Annotated in this window: 20 protein-coding genes; 10 read left to right on the top strand and 10 right to left on the bottom strand. The window is 72.1% G+C overall.

Annotated elements, in window-relative coordinates:
* The 6 genes from LO931_RS00570 to LO931_RS00545 all read right to left on the bottom strand — a co-directional run bounded on the left by LO931_RS00570 (nucleotide 1) and on the right by LO931_RS00545 (nucleotide 4,391).
* Nucleotides 1-444: a hypothetical protein gene (locus tag LO931_RS00570; RefSeq protein WP_229051253.1), complete on the bottom strand. Its 444-nt coding sequence runs from the start codon at nucleotides 442-444 to the stop codon at nucleotides 1-3.
* A gap of 77 nt (nucleotides 445-521) precedes the next feature.
* Nucleotides 522-1,424 (bottom strand): 3-methyladenine DNA glycosylase, encoded by a 903-nt coding sequence (locus tag LO931_RS00565; RefSeq protein ID WP_229051252.1) that lies wholly within the window; start codon nucleotides 1,422-1,424, stop codon nucleotides 522-524.
* Nucleotides 1,403-1,792 carry a Fur family transcriptional regulator gene (locus tag LO931_RS00560; RefSeq protein WP_229051251.1) on the bottom strand — a complete coding sequence of 130 codons (390 nt, stop codon included), beginning with the start codon at nucleotides 1,790-1,792 and terminating at the stop codon, nucleotides 1,403-1,405. The genes LO931_RS00565 and LO931_RS00560 overlap by 22 nt, the downstream gene beginning before the upstream one ends.
* 15 nt (nucleotides 1,793-1,807) lie before the next feature.
* Nucleotides 1,808-2,650 carry a metal ABC transporter permease gene (locus tag LO931_RS00555; protein ID WP_229051250.1) on the bottom strand — a complete coding sequence of 281 codons (843 nt, stop codon included), beginning with the start codon at nucleotides 2,648-2,650 and terminating at the stop codon, nucleotides 1,808-1,810.
* Nucleotides 2,650-3,450: a metal ABC transporter ATP-binding protein gene (locus LO931_RS00550; RefSeq protein ID WP_229051249.1), complete on the bottom strand. Its 801-nt coding sequence runs from the start codon at nucleotides 3,448-3,450 to the stop codon at nucleotides 2,650-2,652. The genes LO931_RS00555 and LO931_RS00550 overlap by 1 nt, the downstream gene beginning before the upstream one ends.
* Entirely contained in the window at nucleotides 3,447-4,391 is a 945-nt protein-coding gene (locus LO931_RS00545; protein WP_229051248.1) for a metal ABC transporter substrate-binding protein, read from the bottom strand. Before LO931_RS00545 ends, LO931_RS00550 begins: the two co-directional genes overlap by 4 nt.
* A 167-nt stretch (nucleotides 4,392-4,558) precedes the next feature.
* Between LO931_RS00545 and LO931_RS00540 the strand changes: the two genes are divergently transcribed.
* The 8 genes from LO931_RS00540 (at nucleotide 4,559) to LO931_RS00505 (ending at nucleotide 11,851) form a co-directional block, all read left to right on the top strand.
* Nucleotides 4,559-5,962, top strand: coding sequence for a glycine--tRNA ligase (locus LO931_RS00540; RefSeq protein ID WP_229051247.1), 1,404 nt, complete (start codon nucleotides 4,559-4,561; stop codon nucleotides 5,960-5,962).
* A gap of 25 nt (nucleotides 5,963-5,987) precedes the next feature.
* The gene (locus LO931_RS00535; protein ID WP_229051246.1) at nucleotides 5,988-6,575 is read left to right on the top strand and encodes a hypothetical protein; all 588 of its coding nucleotides are present in this window, start codon (nucleotides 5,988-5,990) and stop codon (nucleotides 6,573-6,575) included.
* A 68-nt stretch (nucleotides 6,576-6,643) separates the two neighbouring features.
* Nucleotides 6,644-7,561: an ABC transporter ATP-binding protein gene (locus LO931_RS00530; protein WP_229051245.1), complete on the top strand. Its 918-nt coding sequence runs from the start codon at nucleotides 6,644-6,646 to the stop codon at nucleotides 7,559-7,561.
* Nucleotides 7,558-8,346, top strand: a complete 789-nt coding sequence (locus LO931_RS00525; RefSeq protein ID WP_229051244.1) for an ABC transporter permease — start codon at nucleotides 7,558-7,560, stop codon at nucleotides 8,344-8,346. Before LO931_RS00530 ends, LO931_RS00525 begins: the two co-directional genes overlap by 4 nt.
* A 38-nt stretch (nucleotides 8,347-8,384) precedes the next feature.
* Nucleotides 8,385-9,482, top strand: coding sequence for a sensor histidine kinase (locus LO931_RS00520; protein WP_229051243.1), 1,098 nt, complete (start codon nucleotides 8,385-8,387; stop codon nucleotides 9,480-9,482).
* Entirely contained in the window at nucleotides 9,479-10,102 is a 624-nt protein-coding gene (locus LO931_RS00515) for a response regulator transcription factor (RefSeq protein ID WP_229051242.1), read from the top strand. Before LO931_RS00520 ends, LO931_RS00515 begins: the two co-directional genes overlap by 4 nt.
* Before the next feature lie 12 nt (nucleotides 10,103-10,114).
* Complete coding sequence (dusB, locus tag LO931_RS00510) at nucleotides 10,115-11,257, top strand: tRNA dihydrouridine synthase DusB (RefSeq protein WP_229051241.1); 1,143 nt, start codon at nucleotides 10,115-10,117, stop codon at nucleotides 11,255-11,257.
* A gap of 96 nt (nucleotides 11,258-11,353) precedes the next feature.
* Complete coding sequence (locus tag LO931_RS00505; RefSeq protein WP_229051240.1) at nucleotides 11,354-11,851, top strand: CAP domain-containing protein; 498 nt, start codon at nucleotides 11,354-11,356, stop codon at nucleotides 11,849-11,851.
* 21 nt (nucleotides 11,852-11,872) lie between these two features.
* Here the strand turns inward: LO931_RS00505 and LO931_RS00500 are convergent, their stop codons facing one another.
* The 4 genes from LO931_RS00500 to LO931_RS00485 all read right to left on the bottom strand — a co-directional run bounded on the left by LO931_RS00500 (nucleotide 11,873) and on the right by LO931_RS00485 (nucleotide 17,445).
* The gene (locus LO931_RS00500) at nucleotides 11,873-12,364 is read right to left on the bottom strand and encodes a carbonic anhydrase (RefSeq protein WP_229051239.1); all 492 of its coding nucleotides are present in this window, start codon (nucleotides 12,362-12,364) and stop codon (nucleotides 11,873-11,875) included.
* 32 nt (nucleotides 12,365-12,396) lie between these two features.
* Nucleotides 12,397-14,175 carry an MFS transporter gene (locus LO931_RS00495; RefSeq protein ID WP_229051238.1) on the bottom strand — a complete coding sequence of 593 codons (1,779 nt, stop codon included), beginning with the start codon at nucleotides 14,173-14,175 and terminating at the stop codon, nucleotides 12,397-12,399.
* 13 nt (nucleotides 14,176-14,188) lie between these two features.
* Nucleotides 14,189-14,902, bottom strand: a complete 714-nt coding sequence (locus LO931_RS00490; RefSeq protein WP_229051237.1) for an LppX_LprAFG lipoprotein — start codon at nucleotides 14,900-14,902, stop codon at nucleotides 14,189-14,191.
* A gap of 77 nt (nucleotides 14,903-14,979) precedes the next feature.
* A complete protein-coding gene (locus LO931_RS00485; RefSeq protein WP_229051236.1) occupies nucleotides 14,980-17,445 on the bottom strand; it encodes a DNA topoisomerase (ATP-hydrolyzing) subunit A in 2,466 nt (821 codons plus the stop codon).
* Between the two features lie 123 nt (nucleotides 17,446-17,568).
* Between LO931_RS00485 and LO931_RS00480 the strand changes: the two genes are divergently transcribed.
* Nucleotides 17,569-20,277, top strand: a complete 2,709-nt coding sequence (locus LO931_RS00480) for a bifunctional GNAT family N-acetyltransferase/acetate--CoA ligase family protein (protein ID WP_229051235.1) — start codon at nucleotides 17,569-17,571, stop codon at nucleotides 20,275-20,277.
* Nucleotides 20,277-20,852, top strand: coding sequence for a DUF5998 family protein (locus tag LO931_RS00475; RefSeq protein WP_229051234.1), 576 nt, complete (start codon nucleotides 20,277-20,279; stop codon nucleotides 20,850-20,852). The genes LO931_RS00480 and LO931_RS00475 overlap by 1 nt, the downstream gene beginning before the upstream one ends.

Here is a 20,852-nt window from a genome sequence, read left to right as displayed (position 1 = left end):
TCACACCGCTCCTCTGCGCCACCGATCGTCGATCGTTGGAGCTCGCTGGCCCCGGATCAGTCGACGGAGCCACCGCGGACGTCGTGGCCACCTCGATTCCCACTCAACCTCCAGCACCTCGTTCGCGACCAGCCGTGGGTCAACGTGCGCATCGGTGTCGTCGTCGTCTGCGAGCGCCCGGAACGCCCGACTCAGATCATCTGAACCGTCCCGCCCGGAGTGCATGAGCCATACGCCGCCGGCGAGAGTTCTGGTGAGATCCAGCTCCTCGCCGTCGATCGTGAAGAAGGAAGCGGACCTTCGCTCCTGCTCGTCCATGCGTCGCATGAAGGACACCAGCTCGCGTGCGGTCTGGTACATCATCACGATGTCGTCGGGTGCCACGACGAAGACCAAGGCTTCGGGCGCCACGGGTCGGTCCATGATGGCGATCATCTCGTACATCCCGGTGATCGTCTCCGACGGCACCTGACCTCCATCGGCGTCGAACTAGGAGACGAAACGCCTCAGGCACCTGATGTTCAGACCGCGGGCTCGCCGGTGGTCTCGGCGGCGTGTTGGAGCAGCCCCGTCACCTCGGCGAGCAGGCGTGCCCGGATCGGCTCGGCCAGTGCCGCGAGCCGTCGCTGCTCGCGCACGTACTCGGCCTTGCCCTCGGGGGTCTCGACCGGGATCGGGTCGAGGCCCAGGTTCGTGACGTCGTAGGGCGAGGCGCGCATGTCGACGCGGCGGGCGTCGAGCGCGAGCTCGAAGGCGTCGAGCACGATCGTGGACTCGGCGAACGGCATCAGTCGAAAGCTGAGCCGATACAGGTCCATCGATACGTGGACGCAGCCTGGTTGCTCGTGGCCGATCTGGTCGTCGCGGGTCAGCTGGTGGGCGTTGAGCGGTGCAGCGGACGGCGTGAAGAAGCGGAAGGCGTCGACGTGCGTGCACTGCAGGGTGTGCGAGCGGACGACCTCGTCGGTGCCTGCGTCGCCGAGCCGCAGAGGTTGCGAGGTGTGGCGACGCTCCGGACCGGCGCCGTGCACCATGGCCCACTCGTGCAGGCCGAAGCAGCTCCACCGCGGCTCGGCGTCGCGGGTGCGCTCGAGCAGCGTGCGGGTCCAGCGCAGGCCCGGGAGGCGCCGCTCGAGCCGCGAGGCGTCGACCGCGGTGACGCCGTCGACCGTCAGGTACGCACCCAGCGCGGCGTGCTCGGCGGCGTCGGCCATCCCCGTGCCGAGGCCGGGGTGCCAGCGCGTCAGGGCGCCGGGGGAGTAGTTGTAGTACTCGAACAGGAAGTCCTCGACCGGGTGGTCGGTGCCGGCGCGCCGGCGCTCGAGGTGGGGCCGGGTGAAGCGCTCGGCCCGCTCACGGTGTGCCTCGGCCCGCGGCAGCCAGGTGTCGCGGTCGAGGACGATCACCTGGCGCAGTCGCCGCACGTCCCGAAGATCTCCAGGGTGTGCGCGATGTCGACGTACCCGTGCTGGGCGGCGACCCCGTCGGCCCACCGCTCGACGGTGGGACCCTCGACCTCGACGGTGCGGCCGCACGCGCGGCACACGAGGTGGTGGTGGTGACCCGTGCTGCACTGGCGGTACAGGGTCTCGCCCTCGTCGTTGCGCAGGGCGTCGACCTCGGCCGCGTCGGCCAGGGCCTGCAGGTTGCGGTAGACCGTCGAGAGACCGACCGACTCGCCGCGGTGGCGCAGCAGGTCGTGGATCTCCTGCGCGCTCGCGAAGCCCTCGAGGTCCTCCAGGATCGCCGCGACGGCGCGGCGCTGACGGGTGTTGCGGGGGGTGACGACCATGGTGACGATCCTCCTTCAGCCTGATTCTAGAGGGCGGCCCCGCCAGCGACCGGTGAGCGCCACGACGCCACGCACGCCGGCCAGGACCGCGAAGAACGCGAGCGCCATGAGCACGATGGTCGGCCCGGGCTGCGTGTCGATCTCGAAGCTCGCGACGACCCCGCCGACGGCGGCCAGGAGGCCGAGCAGGATCGCCAGGAGGTGGGTGCCGCGGAAGCTCCGGGAGACCTGCTGGGCGGCGGCGACCGGCACGACCATCAGTGCGGAGACGAGCAGAAGACCCACGGTGCGCATCGCGACGGTGATCGTGACGGCGGCGAGGACGGCGATGAGGATGCCGTAGAGACGCACGGGAACGCCGCTGACCCGGGCGTGATCCTCGTCCTGGCAGACCGCGAACAGCTGCGGGGTGGCCGCGAGCACGACGGCCAGCACGAGCCCGCCGAGGATCGCGACCGTGATCAGGTCCGAGGAGGTGACCGTGACGATCGAGCCGAACAGGTAGCTGTTGAGCTTGGCGGCGCTGTCGCCCGCGAAGTTGATCAGCATGACGCCGCCGGCGAGGCCGCCGTAGAACAGCATCGCCAGCGCGACGTCGCCCGACGTGCGCGCGTAGGTGCGCAGCAGCTCGATCGCGAGCGCACCGAGCGTCGCGGCGACGACGGCGGTGAGCAGGGGAGCGGTACCGGTCAGGAGCCCGAGGGCCACGCCCGTCAGGGCGACGTGTCCGATGCCGTCGCCGAGCAGGGCGAGTCGGCGCTGCACGAGGAAGGTCCCGATCGCCGGCGCGGTGACGCCCGTGATCACGGCGGCCGCGAGGGCCAGGCGCATGAAGGGGTAGTCGAGCAGCTCCAGCATCAGAGCACGCCCTCGCCGGGCAGGGGCTGGAGCCGGGCCGGCTCGCCGTCGTGCGGGTGGTGGTGGACGTGCTCGGTCGGCGCCCCGTGGGCAGGTCCGTCGTAGGCGACGCGTCCGTGGTCGATCACCACGGCGCGGTCCACGACGTCGGTCAGGGGTCCGAGGTCGTGCTCGACGAGCAGGACGGCGGTGCCGGACGCCACGAGGTCGCCGACCGTGCGCGCGAGCTGGTGCCCGCTGGCCGCGTCGACGCCGGCGAGCGGCTCGTCCATCACGAGCAGCTCGGGCTCCGACGCCAGGGCACGGGCGATCAGGGTGCGCTGGTGCTGACCGCCGGAGAGCTCGGTGACGGGACGTCCGCGGAGGGGCGTGAGGCCGACGAGCTCGATGGCCCGGTCGGCCGCCGCCTTGTCGGCGCGCGACGCGGGGCCGAGGAAGCGCCGGCGGGCGAGACGACCGCTCAGCACGACCTCGCGGACCGTGGCGGGCACGCCCGTCGACCCGGTGCTGCGCTGCGGCACGTAGCCCAGGCGGGCGCGGTCGCGGAAGCGCTCCAGCGGCGTGCCGAACAGCTCGACGCTGCCGGCGCGCCTCGGGACGAGCCCGATGACGGCGCGCACCAGCGTGGACTTGCCCGAACCGTTGGCGCCCAGCACGGCGACGACCTCGCCGCGTCCGAGCGTGAGGTCGACCGAGGTCAGGACCGAGCGCCCACCGAGGTCGACCGTGATGCCGTTCGCCTGGAGCACGGGCTCGGGCAGCGCCGGGCCACCGGCGCCACCGTCCGTGCCTGGGCTCACTGGCACCTGTTGGCCTCCCGGATCGCGTCGAGGTTGTTCCGCATCAGGGACAAGTAGTCCTCGTCGGCGGTGGCCTCGCTGAGACCCTCGATCGGATCGAGGATAGCCGTCGTGGCCCCAGTGGCGTTCGCGACGGTCTCGGCCACCCGGGGGTCGACGAGCTCCTCGGTGAAGACCGTGGTGACGCCCGCGGAGGTCACCAGGTCGCTGATCTCGGCGAGCTGGGCCGACGACGGCTCGGCGCTGGGCTCGAGGCCGGCGATCGGGATCTGGGTCAGGTCGTACGCGTCAGCGAGGTAGCCGAACGCCGAGTGGGCGGTCACGATCGTGCGCAGCTCGCAGTTCTGCAGTCCCACGGTGAAGTCCGCGTCGAGCGTCTGCAGCTCGGTGACGAGCTCCTCGGCGTTCGCGGTGTAGTCGTCGGCGTGGTCGGGGTCGATCTCGGCGAGGGACTCGCCGATGGCTCGCGCGGCGAGCTCCATCCGGTGCGGGTCGAGCCAGAAGTGCGGGTCGACGCCACCGTGGTCGTGGTCCTTGTGCCCCTCTTCCTCGTCGCCGTGGTCGTGACCCTCGTGGCTCTCCTCGTCGGCCTCCAGCAGGTCGACGACGGTGGCGAGGTCGACCGTGGTGTCGTCCTCGCGGTCGGCCTGCTCGACCGCTTCGTCGAGGGCGGCCTGGAAGTGCTCGACGTAGACGACCAGGTCGGCCCCCTGCACGTCGGCGACCTGACGCGGGCTGAGCTCGAGGTCGTGCGCCTCGGCGCCGGGGCGCGTGAGGTTCTCGACGGCGTAGTAGTCGCCCGCGACCCGCTCGACCAGGAACTGGAAGGGGTAGGCCGAGGTCACGACGGTCGGGCCGTCGTCGCCACTGCCGTCGCCGCAGGCGACGAGGAGGGGGGAGAGCAGCAGGAGGGCAGGGGCGATCAGGGCGGCACGACGCATGACTCCATGGTCTCACGCGGATGGGAATCATTGTCAAATCGACCCGCCGTGCCCGTCCGTGTGCAGGGCGAGACGTGCGCCTCGATACGCTGGTCCGATCCTCGGGAGCGGGCCGTCACGACGGCCGCACACCCCGCCGACATCCAGCCGGGAGAAGTGAGAACCACATGCCTGCGTCCACGATCGACACCGTCATCAGCCTCTGCAAGCGCCGGGGATTCGTCTACCAGTGCGGTGAGATCTACGGCGGCACCAAGTCGGCCTGGGACTACGGCCCGCTGGGCGTCGAGCTCAAGGAGAACATCAAGCGCCAGTGGTGGCGCTCGACCGTGCAGGGACGCGACGACGTCGTCGGCCTGGACTCCTCGGTGATTCTCCCCACGCGCGTCTGGGAGGCCTCCGGCCACCTTGCTGCCTTCGTCGACCCGCTGGTCGAGTGCCTCTCGTGCCACCGCCGGTACCGCCAGGACCACCTGCAGGAGGCCTACGCGGAGAAGAAGAACAAGCCGGGCCAGGACGAGATCGATCCCGACACCGTCTCGATGGACCTCATCGCCTGCGCCAACTGCGGCACCAAGGGCCAGTGGACCGAGCCGCGCATGTTCAACGGCCTGCTGAAGACCTACCTCGGCCCGGTCGAGTCCGAGGAGGGGCTGCACTACCTGCGCCCCGAGACGGCCCAGGGCATCTTCGTGAACTTCGGCCAGGTCATGACGAGCGCGCGCAAGAAGCCGCCGTTCGGCATCGGTCAGATCGGCAAGAGCTTCCGCAACGAGATCACGCCGGGCAACTTCATCTTCCGCACGCGCGAGTTCGAGCAGATGGAGATGGAGTTCTTCGTCAAGCCCGGCGACGACGAGGAGTGGCACGAGTACTGGCTCGCCGAGCGCATGGGCTGGTACACCGGCCTGGGCGTCACGCCCGACAACCTGCGCTTCTACGAGCACGCCGCCGAGAAGCTCTCGCACTACTCCAAGCGCACCGTGGACATCGAGTACCGCTTCGGCTTCCAGGGCTCGGAGTGGGGCGAGCTCGAGGGCGTCGCCAACCGCACCGACTTCGACCTCACGACGCACAGCCAGCACTCCGGGAGCGAGCTCTCGTTCCACGACCAGGCCACGGGCGAGCGCTGGACGCCGTACGTCATCGAGCCCGCAGCCGGCGTGAACCGGTCGATGATGGCGTTCCTCGTCGACGCGTACGCCGAGGACGAGGCCCCGAACACCAAGGGCGGCGTCGACGTCCGCACCGTGCTGCGCCTGGACCACCGCCTCGCGCCCGTCAAGGCTGCGGTGCTGCCGCTCTCGCGCAACGAGGCACTCTCGCCGGCCGCGCGCGACCTCGCGAAGGAGCTGCGCGGCTACTGGAACGTCGACTTCGACGACACCCAGGCGATCGGCCGCCGCTACCGCCGCCAGGACGAGATCGGCACGCCGTTCTGCATCACGGTCGACTTCGAGACCCTCGACGACCAGGCCGTGACGATCCGGGAGCGCGACACGATGCAGCAGGAGCGGGTGGCGCTGAGCCAGGTTCGCGAGTGGCTCGCGGCGCGCCTGCCCGGCTGCTGAGCCCCTCCTGGGTGACAATCTCGGCGTGATCACGATGTCTCGCCGTCTCCGTCTGAGCCTGTGCGCGCTGGCTCTCCTGGTCCCGGTCGCCGCGTGCGGCGGCGAGGAGGAGCCGAAGCCGACACCGTCGGTGCCGGCTGGCTTCGAGGTGCCCGACGGCGTGTCGATCACCAAGCCCGGCACGACCCGCACGGCGGGGGAGGCCGCGACCGTTGTCTACCAGGTCGACGAGCAGGCCGCGAGCGCGATCACCGTGACGATCGCGAACGTGCGCAAGGGGGCGATCGAGGACTTCCGGTTCTTCTCGCTGACCCCGGACCAGCAGGCGTCGGCGCCGTTCTACGTCGACCTGACCGTGCTGAACGAGGGTCCCGCGGGGCTCGGTGGCGTGGCGCTCCCGGTCTTCGCCCGCGACGACGCCGACACCCTCCTGCCGCCCACCCCGATCGTCGGCAGCTTCGCACCGTGCCCGTCGGGCCAGCTGCCCGAGAGCTTCCTCCCGGGTGAGACCGCGACGCTGTGCCTGGTCTACCTCGTGCCGGCCGGCCAGGTGCTCGTGTCGGTCGACCTCCAGCCCGACGGCGACGACTCGACCATCACCTGGACCCCCTGACATCTGTCACGGCGAGGTCGTGACGTCCGGCCCGGGGACGGAGCCCGGTTCGGGCCGACGCTGGGAGCATGAACCTTTCCGCTCCTCCCGCCGTCCGACTGGACGGCGTCACCAAGACCTTCGGCGACGTGCAGGCCGTGCGTGGCATCGACCTGACGATCGCCCCCGGTGAGGTCGTCGCCTTCCTCGGCCCGAACGGTGCCGGCAAGACCACGACGATCGACCTGCTCCTCGGTCTCTCGACCGCCACGACCGGCATCGTCGAGGTGTACGGGGGCAGTCCTCGCGACGCCGTCGCCCACGGGCGCGTGGCCGCCGTCATGCAGTCCGGCGGCCTGCTCAAGGACTTCACGATCCGCGAGACCGTCGAGCTCGTGGCGTCGCTCTTCCGCCCCTCCCGACCGGTCGGGGAGGTCCTGGAGCGTGCCGGTCTCCTGGACGTGGCCGACCGCCTCGTCGGCAAGGCCTCCGGCGGCCAGCAGCAGCGTCTGCGCTTCGCCCTGGCCCTGATCCCGGACCCGGACCTGCTGATCCTGGACGAGCCCACGACGGGAATGGACGTCCAGGGGCGCCGCGACTTCTGGACCGCGATCCGCGACGACGCGACCCGTGGGCGGACGACCCTGTTCGCGACGCACTACCTCGAGGAGGCTGACGCCTACGCCGACCGGATCGTGATGGTGAACCACGGACGGGTCGTCGCCGACGGGACGGCCAGCGAGGTCAAGGCCCTGGCCGTCGGCCGCACCGTGCGAGCCACGTGGCCCGGCGCCGACCGCCGTGCCCTGGCCGCGATCGAGGGTGTCGACGCGATCGACGTGCGCGGCGACCAGGTCATCGTGCACGCCGTCGACTCCGACCACGTCGTGCGGCACCTCCTCACCCGCACGCCCGCCCACGACGTGGAGATCACCACGCGCAACCTCGAGGAGGCGTTCGTGGCCCTCACCACCGACGCCCCCGCGACCGAAGGAGCACTCGCATGACCGTCACGACTCCCGACACCCCGGTCCGACGGGCCCCGGCCCGCGGCGGGTTCTCGCCGACCATCCTGCGGCTCGAGCTGCGCCGGCTGCTCCGCAACCGGAGGGCCGTCGTCTTCACCCTGGTGGTGCCGAGCCTGTTCTTCCTGCTCTTCGGCACGGACCAGCAGTACCGCACCGAGCAGGCCGGCCACGGCAACGTCACGGCCTGGATCATGGTCAGCATGGCGGTGTACGGCGCGATGATCGCGACGACCTCCGGTGGAGCGATGGTCGCGACCGAGCGTGCCGTGGGGTGGAGCCGACAGCTGCGGCTGACGCCGCTGCACCCGGTCGCCTACGTGCTCGTCAAGGCCGTCGTGGCCATGGCGATGGGTGCGGTCGCGATCGTGGTGGTCTTCGTGGTGGGTCACCTCGTGGGGGCCGAGCTCTCCACGGGCCGCCTCGTGGCGTGCGGGGTGCTGGCCTGGGTGTGCTCGCTCGTGTTCGCGGCGTTCGGGCTCTTCATGGGCTACCTGCTGCCGAGCGAGAACGTCATGCAGGTGCTCGGCCCGGCGCTCGCGGTGCTGTCCCTCGCCGGTGGGCTGTTCGTGCCGTTGAGCGAGTTCAGCGACACGTTCGCCGACGTCGCCCGCCTGACCCCCGCCTACGGCGTGGGCGAGCTGGCTCGAGCCCCGTTCGGCGACGGTGGTGACCTGCTGCTGGCGACCCTCAACGTCGTGGCGTGGGCCGCGGTCTTCGTGGTCGGAGCGGCGTGGCGGATGAGCCGCGACACGGCTCGTGTCTGACGACCGCAACGGTCCGGGTGGCGACCTAGAGTGAGATCGTGCTGACGTCAGGGGCCCGCGCCGCGGGCGGACCCACCTGGGTCCGCCTGGTCGGTGCGGGCATCTGGCTCGTGTTCCTGACCGAGCCGGTCCAGGTCCTCCTCGCCCACGACGGCATCTGGGGCGGGGTCGGCGTCGCCGCCGTCGTCGTCTTCGTCGCGGCGTACGTCGTGGGCCTGCTGGGGGTGCAGCGGGCCCACGAGCGCCGCGAGTACCTGCTGCCGGCGCTGCTGGTCGCCGCGATGCTGATGCTGACCGCTCTCACGATTCCCGGCGCGGGCGACGAGTCCTTGGTGCTGCTGGTGTTCGTGGTGGCCCTCGCGGCCGCGTCGCTGCCGGCGCGCTGGGCCGTGGTCGTGACCGTGGCCCTCGTGCTGGTCGCCGCGGTGTCCGGGCGCACCGTCGACGGATGGGACGCGCACGGCAACGACTTCGCGATCATCCTGGCGGCCGGTGCCGTGTGGTCGTTCCGTCTCGCCCTGCAGCGACAGCGTCAGCTGGCCCGCGCCGAGCAGGATCTCGCGGAGCTGGCGATCGAGGAGGAGCGCACCCGCATCGCGCGGGACCTGCACGACATCCTGGGCCACTCGCTGACAGTGATCTCGGTCAAGTCCGAGCTGGCCGGCCGCCTGCTCGCGACCGATCCCGAACGGGCGCAGAGCGAGCTCGCCGACGTGCAGCGCCTCGCGCGCGACGCCCTGGCCGACGTCCGCTCCACGACGAGCGGACTGCAGGCGCTCTCGCTGCCGCGGGAGATCGCTGCGGCGCGATCCGCGCTGACGTCCGCGGGCATCCACCCGCACCTGCCCACCGTCGCCGAGGTGGTGCCGAGCCAGTGGCGCGAGCTGTACGCCTGGGTGCTCCGCGAGAGCGTCACGAACGTGGTCCGCCACAGCGGTGCACGGGCGTGCTGGGTCGAGGTCGACGAGCGGAGCATGCGCGTGTGGGACGACGGACGCGGCACGGGAGCAGCGACGGCGGGTGGCACGGGCCTCGAGGGTCTGCGGTACCGCACGCGCCGCGTCGGCGCCGTCCTGCACACCGGCCCGGGACCAGATGGTGCCGGGTTCGCGGTCGAGGTCGTGGTGCCGGCGTGATCCGCCTCCTGGTGGCCGACGACCAGTCGTTGGTGCGCGGCGCTCTCGCCGCGCTCCTGTCGCTCGAGCCTGACCTGGAGGTCGTCGTCGAGGTCGCGCGGGGCGACGAGGTCGTGGCGGCGGCCCGTGCGCACGAGGTCGACGTGGCCCTGCTCGACGTCGAGATGCCCGGTCTCGACGGGCTGGAGGCCGCTCGGCTGGTGCGCGCGCAGCTGCCGACCTGCCGCGTGCTGATGGTCACGACCTTCGGCCGCCCCGGCTACCTCCGGGCCGCCATGGCGGCGGGCGCCGGTGGCTTCGTCGTGAAGGACACACCGGCCGCCCAGCTGGCCGACGCGGTGCGTCGCGTGCACGCGGGGCTCGTCGTGGTGGATCCCTCGCTGGCCGCGGAGTCGCTGACGCAGGGCACCTCGCCCCTGACGGATCGCGAGACCGACGTCCTGCGGGCGGCCGCCGACGGCGGGACCGTGGCCGACGTGGCCCGGGAGCTGTCCCTGTCGGAGGGCACGGTGCGGAACCACCTCTCGTCGTCGATCGGCAAGACCGGTGCCCGCACGCGGGCCGAGGCGGTCCGGGTGGCCGTCGAGAACGGCTGGCTGCCGCCCCGTCACCGGGTTTGAGACAATCGGGGGATGACGACCTCGACGATGCCGGCGCCGCTGCGCCTGGGCGACCTCGAGGTCCCCGTGCCGGTCGTGCTGGCCCCCATGGCCGGGGTGACCAACGCGGCCTTCCGCCAGCTCTGCGCCGAGCAGGGCGCCGGACTGTACGTGTGCGAGATGATCACGTCGCGCGGCATCGTGGAGGGCGATCGCACGAGCCTGTCGATGCTGACGTTCTCGGGCGTCGAGACCGTGCGGTCGGTGCAGCTCTACGGGATCGACCCCGACACGATCGGTCGCGCGGTGTCGATCCTGTGCGAGGAGCACGGCGTGCAGCACGTCGACCTCAACTTCGGCTGCCCGGTGCCCAAGGTCACCCGCAAGGGCGGTGGCGCTGCGCTGCCGTGGAAGGACCGGCTGCTCGGACAGATCCTGACGTCGGCCGTCGCCGCGGCGGAGCCGTTCGGCGTGCCGGTCACGATGAAGACCCGCAAGGGCATCGACGACGACCACCTCACGTACCTCGACGCGGGACGCATCGCGGCCGACACCGGCTGCGCCGCGATCGCGCTTCACGGCCGCACCGCCGTGCAGCACTACTCCGGCCGGGCCGACTGGTCGGCCATCGCCGAGCTGAAGGCGTCGACGTCGATCCCGGTGCTGGGCAACGGCGACGTCTGGGAGGCGTCCGACGCGGTCGCGATGATGGACCAGACCGGTTGTGACGGCGTCGTCGTGGGGCGCGGCTGCCTGGGGCGGCCGTGGCTGTTCCGCGACCTCGCGGCGGCGCTCACCGGCCGCGAGGTCCTCACGACGCCGAACCTCGGCGACGTCGCGGCCGTCATGCGGCGTCATGCCGAGCTGTTGGGCGGCTGGCTCGGCGAGGAGCGCGGCTGCATCGAGTTCCGCAAGCACGTCGCCTGGTACCTCAAGGGCTTCGCGGCCGGCTCGGCCGTCCGCAGCCAGCTGGGCAAGGTCTCGTCCTACGCGGCTCTCGACGCACTGCTGGGCGACCTGGACCCGACCGAGCCGTTCCCCGTCGCCGAGCTCGGACGCCCGCGCGGCCGGCAGGGCACGCCGAAGCGGGTCGTCGTGCCGGACGGCTGGCTCAGCACCCGCGAGGTCGAGGGTGCCCTCGATCCGGGGGCCGAGGACGCGACGTCAGGCGGCTGACCAGCACGGATGCGGGGTGCAGGCTCCCGGGCTACCGTCGAGGAGAAGGGGCTCGCCCCGACCCGCGGGCCCCCGGACGCCCAAGGAGTGAGAAGCATGATGCGTCGATTCCTGGTGGCCGCCCTGGCCGTCACGTCCCTCGTCCTGGTCGGCTCGACCGCGGGCTCAGCGACGCTGTCCGAACCGAGGCAGGCCGCGAGCGCGGCCGTCACGCCGACCCCCGCGGAGCAGATCACGCCGCAGGTCCGGCAGATCCTCGACGACACCAACGCCATCCGTGCGCAGAACGGCAAGCCACCGGTGACCCTCGCGAACGAGCTCAACGTCGTCGCGGGCAACTGGACGTGGCACCTGCACAACTCCTGCACGTTCGCGCACAACCCGAGCTACGCGAGCCAGATCCCGGCCGGCTGGTCGAGTGCCGCCGAGAACATCGCCGCCGGGCAGCAGCCCGGTTCGGTCGTGCAGGCCTGGATCGACTCGCCCGGGCACCGCGCGAACCTGCTCGGTGACTTCACGCACCTCGGCATCGGCTACGTGGACGGTCCGAGCTGCTACCAGCGCTACTTCGTGCAGGTCTTCGCCCGGTACTGAACCCGGGTGTGTCGGGTGGCGTCAGACCACCGGGGTGAGAAGTCCCGAGTCGACGTCGTAGACGAAGCCGCCGACCTCGATGTCGTCCGGCACCAGCGGATGGCTCTCGACCTTGTGCACGTCGGCCCGGATCGTGGCCTCCTGGTCGGTGATCGCGCCGAGCGACATCCAGCTGGCGTCGGTCCCGGTCGCCGTGCTGATGCGGGCCTGCAGCTCCTCCTCGGGAGCCGAGGCCATCGCGCAGCGGGTGTGCTGCACGACCATGACGCGGCGCACCTGCAGGAGCGTGACGCCGAGGACGACGGCGACGAGCACCTGGTCGGTCACGCGGCCGCCAGGGTTGCGCAGGATCTTCGCATCGCCGGGCTCGAGGCCCACGACCCGCAGGGGATCGATGCGCGAGTCCATGCAGGTCACGATCGCGACGCCGGCGCGGGCGATCCCGTCGAAGCCGCCGTGGTGGAAGTCGGCCGCGTAGGTCCGGTTCGCGGCGAGGAGGTCGTCGAAAGCCATGCGCCCAGCGTATCGGCGGCCACCGTCGTCCGTCAGGGCGACTCGGTCACCTGGGGTGCACGTCGCAGCAGGACGAGGGCCAGGAGTCCGGCGACCAGGGCCAGGACGGCCGCTGCGGTGAAGACGGTGTGGAGCTGGGCGATGCCGGCGTCGAGCACGAGGTCGTCGTAGGCGCGGCAGCGCGTCGTGCCGCCGCACACGTCGGCCGGGGAGCCGATGTCGCCGGCCTCGGCGTAGAACGACCGCAGTCCGAGCGTGGTGAGCGCGGAGATGCCGATCAGCATGCCGACCATGCGGGCCACGACCAGCAGAGCGCTCGCGATGCCGTGCACCGCGTCGCGGGTGTGGTCCAGCAGCGCCGCATTGACCGGTGCGATCGCGAGGCCGAACCCGAGACCACCGGCGACGAGCGACAGCGTCTCGACCGGCGACTCCAGCGACGTGCGGTCCCACGTCGACATGTGCCAGAACGCTGCGGCGGACAGCAGCATCGCGACGGCGGTGAGCGGAGCCGGAGCGACCCGCCGCAACAACCAGCCACCGACGATCGCGCCGATCGGCAGGGCGACGAGGAAGCGCACGAGCACGAGGGCCGCGTCGAGCTGGGAGTCGCGGTAGACGGTCAGACGGGCGAACAGCGGGATGTCGACGAGGGCCGCGATGAGGGAGCCGCCGATCAGGAACGACACCACCACGGCTCCCCAGGCCGGTCGCGCGGTCAGGGCACCGCGGGGGACCAGGGGGTCGCGCGCCGTGCGCTGGCGCACGACGAACCCCGCGAGCGCCGCGGCGCCGATCGCGAGCAGCCACGGCGCGTCCTCGGAGATCGCGTGCTGCTCCGGGTCGGCCGACGCGAAGGAGACGATCACGGTGCCGAGCGCCACGGCCAGCAGGGCGGCACCCAGCAGGTCGATCTGGCGGGCGACGTCGGGCCAGGCACGCATCGCGACGAGGGGTCGCCTCGCCGTCAGCTGCCGCAGCACGAAGAGGGCCACGACCCCGTAGAGCGAGAGCGCCAGGGGGGTGAGCCAGCGGGAGTCGCCGGTCACGGGGATGAACGCCAGGCCGCTCGTGATGCCGCGCGTCAGCGAGGCGGGCTCGAGCATGACCACCACGAGGACCACGACCGCGACGACGGCGAGCAGCATCCCGAGGAGGTCGGGGCGTCCGCGAGCCGGCGGGCCACCTGGCTCCTCGGCGGCGGGCGACTCGACGTCACCGGTGCGCAGCCGCAGCATCGCGGCGCCGATCAGGGCACCGACCGCGGCGTTGAGCCAGAAGATGTCGCGCCAGTCGCCGACGGCCAGCACGACGGCACCGTAGAGCGGCCCGAGCACGCTGCCGAGCTCCTGGACCGCACCGACGACGCCGAGGGGCAGCCCGCGTCGCTCCGGGGGCCAGGCGTCGGCGACGAGCGCGAGGGTCGGCGGGATCAGGCCGCCGCCCCCGAGGCCCTGCACGAAACGGCCGGCCACCATCGACTCCAGGTCGTACGCGGCCGCGGTGACGACGGATCCGACCGCGAACACCACGAGGCAGCCGGTGAGCACGGGGAGACGTCCGCGGACGTCGGCGATGCGACCGATGAGCGGCAGCACGGCCACGTAGCCGAGCAGGAATCCCGAGACGATCGGGGCCGCCCGCTGCAGCTGGTCGACGTCGAGGCCGGCGGCCGACATCATGTCCGGCAGCGCCAGGACGACCACGTAGGTGTCGGCGGCCGCGAAGCCGATCGCCACGGCGGCGAGCGCCAGCAACCCGTGGGTCGCGGCCCGCACGCCGTCGGTGCGGGGGACGCTCGGCTGCGTCATGCCGAGCCCGGGATCAGGCGCCGCCGGTGCGGACCGGCGCCTCGATCGTCGACGACTCCGACGACGCGCTGACCGTCACGACGTACGTGACCTCGTCGGCGTCGGGGTAGAACCCACCCGTGAGCGTGACGTCGCGGATCTCGTCGTCCTCGGTCAGCCGGACGACGACGTCGAAGTCGGCCGCGGCATCGGCCGACGGGATCAGCGCGGCGACGAGGTCGCCCGGCACCGCGCCGGTGATCGCGGTGAGGACGTCCTTGCCGTCGCGCTCCTGCGACGCCTTGGCGACGTCCACCTCGGCCAGCAGCGACACGATGCCCTCGCCGGGAAGGCCGATCAGCTGCGCCGGGTCGGGAGCCCCGTACTCGGCCGGGTCGATCGTGAAGAAGTCGGGGGAGAAGCCGAGCTTGGCCCACACCTGGCCGTCGACCGCGACGACCTCGGCGCTCAGGCTCGTGCCGCCCGTGGCGATCGTGACGTCGCCGTCGAACGCGGGCGTGCGGTTGCCGAAGCCCTTCGCGGACTCCAGACCCTGGACGCCCGAGGGCAGCTCGCCGTCGACGGCGAGCGAGAAGTCGAGCCGCTCGGCGTCGGCGAGCGCGGTGGCCGCGCTCTCCAGCCGCGTCGCAGCCGTGTCGGGATCGGTCGTCTCCTCCCCGCCGCCGGTGCATCCGGCGAGCAGGGCGGGGACCAGCAGGAGGCCGAGGAGCCGTCGAGGAGAGCGCACACCGCCAGTCTGGCACGGGAGGGGCCAGGTTCCCGGTCGACCGTCGCCGGGTCGGACGGCGAGCGGCGGGGGCGCCCTCAGTCGGGCGCGCCGACGAGCCCGCCGGCCGGTCCGGCGACGGCCAGCACCGGTTGGTCGAGCGGCAGTCCGGAACCGTCGCGACGGGTGTCGATCTCGGGGAGGGGCACGGGGGATCCGCTCGCGGCGCAGGCCATCGGCGCGCCGTCGCCGACCCAGGCGACGACCAGGGCGTCCTCGCCCTTGAGCAGTCGCTGGCACCGGACGCCACCCGTCGCCCGGCCCTTGCTCGGGTAGACCGACAGCGGCGTGACCTTGGCCGAACCGGTCTCCGTGCCGGGGAGGGCCGAGGCGCTGCCGGCGATCGTCACGACGTGGGCCGCCTCGAGGTCGCGGACGGCTCCGAAGGCGACGACGTGCTCACCGGCCGCCAGCTTCACGCCGGCGACGCCACCGCCGCTGCGGCCCTGCGGACGCACGAGGTCGGCGCCGAAGTGCAGCAGCTGGGCGTCGGAGGTGATGAAGGCGAGCTGCTCCGTGCCGGTCACCAGGTCGACCGCGCCGACGACCTCGTCGCCGTCGGCCAGACTCACGACCTCCCACTCGTCGCGGCCCTTGAGGTGGTCGGGGCGCACGCGCTTGACCGTGCCTTGACGGGTGCCGAGCGCGAGACCCGGCTGGTCGTCGCCGAGGGTCATGAGCGTCACGGGGGTCGCGTCGGTCGCCAGGAGCTCGCTCAGCGGGACGCCGCCCTGCACCGACGGCGCGGCGGCCGTGGGCGGCAGCGACGGCAGGTCGAGCACCGACAGCCTCCGGACGACGCCGTCGGCCGTGACGAGACCGATCTGACCACGGGCCGTGGTGCGCACGGCCGAGACCACGACGTCGTGGGCCGATCGTGACTCGACGGGACCGGGAGGCGTGTCGTCGGCGGTGCGGGCGAGCAGACCGGTGGCCGAGAGCAGGGCCCAGCAGGGATCGTCGGCGACCTCGACGGGCGTGGCCGCCGTGACGGTCTGGCCGGCCGACTCCAGCAGGATCGTGCGCCGCGGCGTGCCGAACTGCTTCGCCATCGCGCTGAGCTCGTCGCCGACCACGGTGCGCAGGAGGGAGTCGTCGGCGAGGATCGCGTCGAGCTCCTCGATCGTGCGCCGCAGCTCGGCGATCTCGTTCTCGACCGCGATGCGGTCGTAGCGCGTGAGGCGGCCCAGGGTCAGGTTGAGGATGTACTCCGCCTGCTCCGTCGACAGGTCGAAGACCTGCATGAGCCGCTCGCGCGCCTCGCCGCGGTTCTCGCTGCTGCGGATGAGCTGGATGACCTCGTCGATGTCGACGAGCGCCAGCAGCAGGCCCTCCAGCAGGTGAAGACGGTCAGCGGCCTTGCCGCGGCGGAAGGTCGTGCGGCGGCGCACGACGTCGAAGCGGTGCTCGAGGTAGACCTCGAGCATCTCCTTGAGGCCGAGCGTGCGCGGCTGGCCGTCGACCAGGGCGACCGCGTTGATGCCGAACGACGTCTCGAGCGGGGTCTGCTTGTAGAGCTGCTCGAGGATCGCCTCGGGCACGAAGCCGTTCTTGACCTCGATGACGATCTCGAGACCGGCGTGGCGGTCCGAGAGGTTCTTGAGGTCGGCGATGCCCTGCAGCTTCTTGCTCTGGACGAGCTTCTTGACGGCCTCGATGACCTTCTCGGGGCCGACGTTGTAGGGCAGCTCGGTGATGACGACGGCCTTGCGCCGGCCCACCTGGTCGATGCGGGCCGTGGCACGCATGCGGAACGAGCCGTTGCCCGTGGCGTACGCGTCGCGCACGCCGTCCAGGCCGATGATCTTGCCGCCCGTGGGCAGGTCCGGCCCCGGCACGAAGCGCATGAGGTCCTCGAGCGTCGCGCTCGGGTGCTTGATCAGGTGGCGGCAGGCCTGCACGACCTCGACGAGGTTGTGCGGGGCGATGTTGGTGGCCATGCCGACCGCGATGCCCGAGGCGCCGTTGACCAGGAGGTTGGGCAGCGCGGCCGGCAGGACGACCGGCTCGGTCTCGCGGCCGTCGTAGTTGGGGCGGAAGTCGACGGTGTCCTCGTCGATCGAGGCCGTCATCGCCTCGGCGGCGGCGTCCATGCGGCACTCGGTGTAGCGCATCGCGGCCGGCGGGTCGTCGGGCGAGCCGAAGTTGCCGTGGCCGTTGACCAGGGGCACGCGCAGTGACCAGTGCTGCACCAGGCGCACGAGGGCGTCGTAGATCGCGCTGTCGCCGTGCGGGTGGAGGCGGCCCATGACCTCACCGACAGGGCGGGCCGACTTGACGTGCCCGCGGTCGCTGCGCAGGCCCATCTCGTCCATCGTGTAGAGGATGCGGCGCTGCACCGGCTTGAGACCGTCACGGGCGTCCGGCAGGGCGCGGGAGTAGATCACCGAGTAGGAGTACTCGAGGAAGCTCGAGCGCATCTCCTCCCGGATGTCGGTGTCGACGATGTGCTCCTCGAAGTCGTCCTCGACCTCGGTGCGTCCCGTGCTCGACCTGCGCGCCATGCCGTCCTTCCCGTGGGGTCCCGGGGCTCGGGACCGCCCACCATTGTGTCGGCACGGCCCGACCGACCCGCGGGTGCCACGCCGGGACGCCTGCCGGCAGCCTTCAGGCGGTAGATTGACGACGTGACCGAAGCGCCAGAGACGGTGGACCTCCACCCGGTCCCGGAGTGGGAGGCCGATGTCCTGCTGCGCGACGGTCGCGTCGCCCAGCTGCGGCCCGTCGTGGCGGCCGACTCCGACGAGTTCGTCGCCTTCTACGGCCGCGTCTCGGAGGAGTCGAAGTACTTCCGGTTCTTCGCGCCGTACCCGACCCTCTCGGCCCGCGACGTCCACCGCTTCACGGTCGTCGACCACGACCAGCGTGTCGCGTTCGTCGTGACGCTGCACGGCCGCATCATCGCCGTCGGTCGCTACGACGCCACCAGCCCGGCCGAGGCGGAGGTCGCCTTCCTCGTCGAGGACGCCCACCAGGGCCGTGGCATCGGCCAGCTGCTGCTGGAGCACCTGGCCCAGGCCGGTCGCGAGCGGGGGCTCGAGCGCTTCCACGCCGAGGTGCTGCCCAGCAACACGCGGATGCTGCAGGTGTTCCGCGAGATGGGCTACACGATCACCGCCGAGCTCGCCGACGGCGTGCAGCAGCTGACGTTCCCGCTCGACGCCACCGACACCTCGGTCGGCGTGATGCGCGCCCGCGAGCAGCGCGCGGAGGCCGCCTCGATCGCCCGCATCTTCGACGCCCGCAGCATCGCCGTCGTCGGCGCGAGCCGGCGCCAGGACTCGATCGGCCAGGCGATGGTGCGCAACCTCGTGCTCGGCGACTACTCCGGCGCCGTCTACGCGGTCAACAGCAGCGCGGAGGCCGTCTCGGGTCTCCCGGCCTACGCGACGGTGCAGGACATCCCCGGCGAGGTCGACGTCGCGATCGTCGCGGTGCCGGCCGAGTCGGTCACCGACGTCGTCCTGGACTGTGCCGCCAAGGGCGTCCACGGGCTCGTGGTGATCTCAGCGGGCTTCGCCGAGGAGGGTGCCGAGGGCCGCAAGCGGCAGCGGGGACTCCTCGGCCTGTGCCGATCGTACGGACTGCGGCTCGTGGGACCCAACTGCCTCGGGGTCATCAACACCGCGCCGCACCGCCAGCTCAACGCGTCCCTCTCGCCGGCGATGCCGCCCCAGGGTCGCGTCGGCTTCTTCTGCCAGTCCGGCGCCCTCGGCACCGCGATCCTCGAGACGGTCTCGCGCCGCGGCCTCGGCCTGTCGACGTTCGTCTCGGCGGGCAACCGCGCCGACGTCTCGGGCAACGACCTGCTGCAGTTCTGGCAGGAGGACGACGCCACCGAGGTCGTCCTGCTGTACCTGGAGTCCATCGGCAACCCGCGCAAGTTCTCCCGCATCGCCCGTCGCGTGGCGGCCACCAAGCCGATCGTGGCGGTCAAGTCCGGGCGCTCCACGCAGGGCGTGCCCGTGGGACACACGGTCCGGCGCAGCTCGGCCCCGCAGGCCGCCGTCGACGCGATGTTCCGGCAGGCCGGCGTGATCCAGGTCGACACGCTCGACGAGATGTTCGACGTCGCGCAGGTGCTGGCCCACCAGCCGTTGCCGCGCGGCAACCGTGTCGCGATCGTCGGCAACTCCGACGCGATGGCGCTGCTCGTCGCCGATGCCGGCAGCGCCGCGGGGCTCGAGGTGCTCAAGCCCGTCTCGCTCGGCGCCTCCGCCGACGCGGAGGACTTCGAGGCGGCCATCGAGAACGCCCTGGCCAACCCGCTGGTCGACGCGCTGGTCGTGGTCTACATCCCGCCGCTCAACACGACCGGCGAGGAGGTCGCCGACGTGCTGGCCGCGATCGGTGAGCAGTCCGACAAGCCGATCGTCTCGACCTTCCTCGGCAGCGAGGGCGTGCCCGAGCTGCTGCGCGTGCCCGACGTCGCAGGTGGCTCGGCCGGCCGCGGCTCGGTGCCGTCGTACTCCGCGCCGGAGTCCGCCGTGCGGGCGCTGGCCCGCGTCGTCAACTACGCCGAGTGGGCCTCGCGCGAGCACGGCGACTTCGCCCAGTTCGATGACATCCGTGCCGGGGACGCCCGTGCGCTCATCGACCAGGTCCTCGAGCTCGCCCCCCGCGGTGCCGTGCTCTCGACCGAGCAGGTGCACGAGCTGCTCGACTGCTACGGCATCGACATGTGGACCTGGATCAACGTCCACGACGCCGACGAGGCCGTGGCCGCGGGCGAGAAGCTGGGCTGGGACGTCGTGCTCAAGGCCGGCAGCGAGCACCTGCGCGCCCGCCCCGACCTCGCCCACATCTGGCGCTCGATCAACTCCGCCGACGACATGCGCCGGGCGTGGGAGGAGATGTCGCGCTGGTCCGGGGTCCGCGCCGACACCCGGTTCTACGTGCAGCGCACCGTGACCGACGGCGTCCCTCTCGCGCTGGGCGCCTCCGAGGACGGCCTCTTCGGCCCGCTCGTCGCGTTCGGCCTGTCCGGCGCCCCGAGCGAGCTCCTCGGTGACCGCACGTACGGCATCCCGCCGCTGACCGACGTCGACGTCGAGAACATGGTCACCGACCTGCGCGCGGCACCGCTGCTGTTCGGCTACCGCGGCTCCGAGGCGGTCGACGTCCCGGCCATCCACGACCTCCTGCTGCGCGTCGCCGCGCTCAAGGACGACCTCCCGGAGGTCTCCGAGCTCGACCTGGAACCCGTGGTCGTGCGCCCCGACGGCGTCACGGTGCTGAGCGCCCGCGCCAAGGTCGTGCCGACGCAGGACCGGCGCGGCGAGTGGTACACCCGTCGTCTGAACTCGGCCGGTGCACTGGGCGATACGCTGGCGTGATGGCCATCGACCGCACCGGCGAGCTGTACGCCGCGATCTCGCGCAGCGGGTACTACCCCGACATCGTCGCCGACGGTCTTCGTGACGCCCTGGCGGGCGAGGAGGTCGGCGCGTTCGTGGCCCACCACGAGCCGACCTTCGACCGTGACGAGATCCGCCGCCACATGACGGTGCTGGTGCTGACCGACACCCGCATCGTCCTGCTGCACACCGACGAGCACGCCCCGGACGACCTCGTGCCGCGCCCGTACACCTCGACGACGTCGGAGGCCGTCGGTCTCGACCGCGTCGCCTCGGTCGTGGTGTCGCGCATCGTGTCGACCGCCGGAACGCTCGAGGAGGCCGTGCTGACGATCGGCTGGGGCGCGGTCGCCCGTGTCGACCTCGAGCCGGCCCGCTGCGACGACCCGAACTGCGAGGCCGACCACGGCTACACCGGGTCGGTCAGCGGCGACGACTTCTCGCTCCGCCTCGCCACGGCCGGCGACGGCGGACACGCGGTCGAGGAGCTCCTGGCCTTCGCCCGGCACCTGTCGGCGGTCACCTCCCGTCCCTCGGCGCTGGGCCGCGGCTGA

The sequence above is a fragment of the Aeromicrobium sp. Leaf350 genome (assembly GCF_916858655.1).
Classification (GTDB): Bacteria; Actinomycetota; Actinomycetes; order Propionibacteriales; family Nocardioidaceae; genus Aeromicrobium.
Note: the sequence above shows the minus strand (reverse complement) of the source record. Positions and strands in the feature narration are given on the sequence as shown.

Bases quoted from the DNA above. Each gene is read 5' to 3' on its own strand.
- LO931_RS00570 (WP_229051253.1), bottom strand. From the start codon at position 444: ATGTACGAGATGATCGCCATCATGGACCGACCCGTGGCGCCCGAAGCC.
- LO931_RS00560 (WP_229051251.1), bottom strand. From the start codon at position 1,792: ATGGTCGTCACCCCCCGCAACACCCGTCAGCGCCGCGCCGTCGCGGCG.
- LO931_RS00555 (WP_229051250.1), bottom strand. From the start codon at position 2,650: ATGCTGGAGCTGCTCGACTACCCCTTCATGCGCCTGGCCCTCGCGGCC.
- LO931_RS00545 (WP_229051248.1), bottom strand. From the start codon at position 4,391: ATGCGTCGTGCCGCCCTGATCGCCCCTGCCCTCCTGCTGCTCTCCCCC.
- LO931_RS00540 (WP_229051247.1), top strand. From the start codon at position 4,559: ATGCCTGCGTCCACGATCGACACCGTCATCAGCCTCTGCAAGCGCCGG.
- LO931_RS00530 (WP_229051245.1), top strand. From the start codon at position 6,644: ATGAACCTTTCCGCTCCTCCCGCCGTCCGACTGGACGGCGTCACCAAG.
- LO931_RS00525 (WP_229051244.1), top strand. From the start codon at position 7,558: ATGACCGTCACGACTCCCGACACCCCGGTCCGACGGGCCCCGGCCCGC.
- dusB (WP_229051241.1), top strand. From the start codon at position 10,115: ATGACGACCTCGACGATGCCGGCGCCGCTGCGCCTGGGCGACCTCGAG.
- LO931_RS00505 (WP_229051240.1), top strand. From the start codon at position 11,354: ATGATGCGTCGATTCCTGGTGGCCGCCCTGGCCGTCACGTCCCTCGTC.
- LO931_RS00500 (WP_229051239.1), bottom strand. From the start codon at position 12,364: ATGGCTTTCGACGACCTCCTCGCCGCGAACCGGACCTACGCGGCCGAC.
- LO931_RS00495 (WP_229051238.1), bottom strand. From the start codon at position 14,175: ATGACGCAGCCGAGCGTCCCCCGCACCGACGGCGTGCGGGCCGCGACC.
- LO931_RS00485 (WP_229051236.1), bottom strand. From the start codon at position 17,445: ATGGCGCGCAGGTCGAGCACGGGACGCACCGAGGTCGAGGACGACTTC.
- LO931_RS00475 (WP_229051234.1), top strand. From the start codon at position 20,277: ATGGCCATCGACCGCACCGGCGAGCTGTACGCCGCGATCTCGCGCAGC.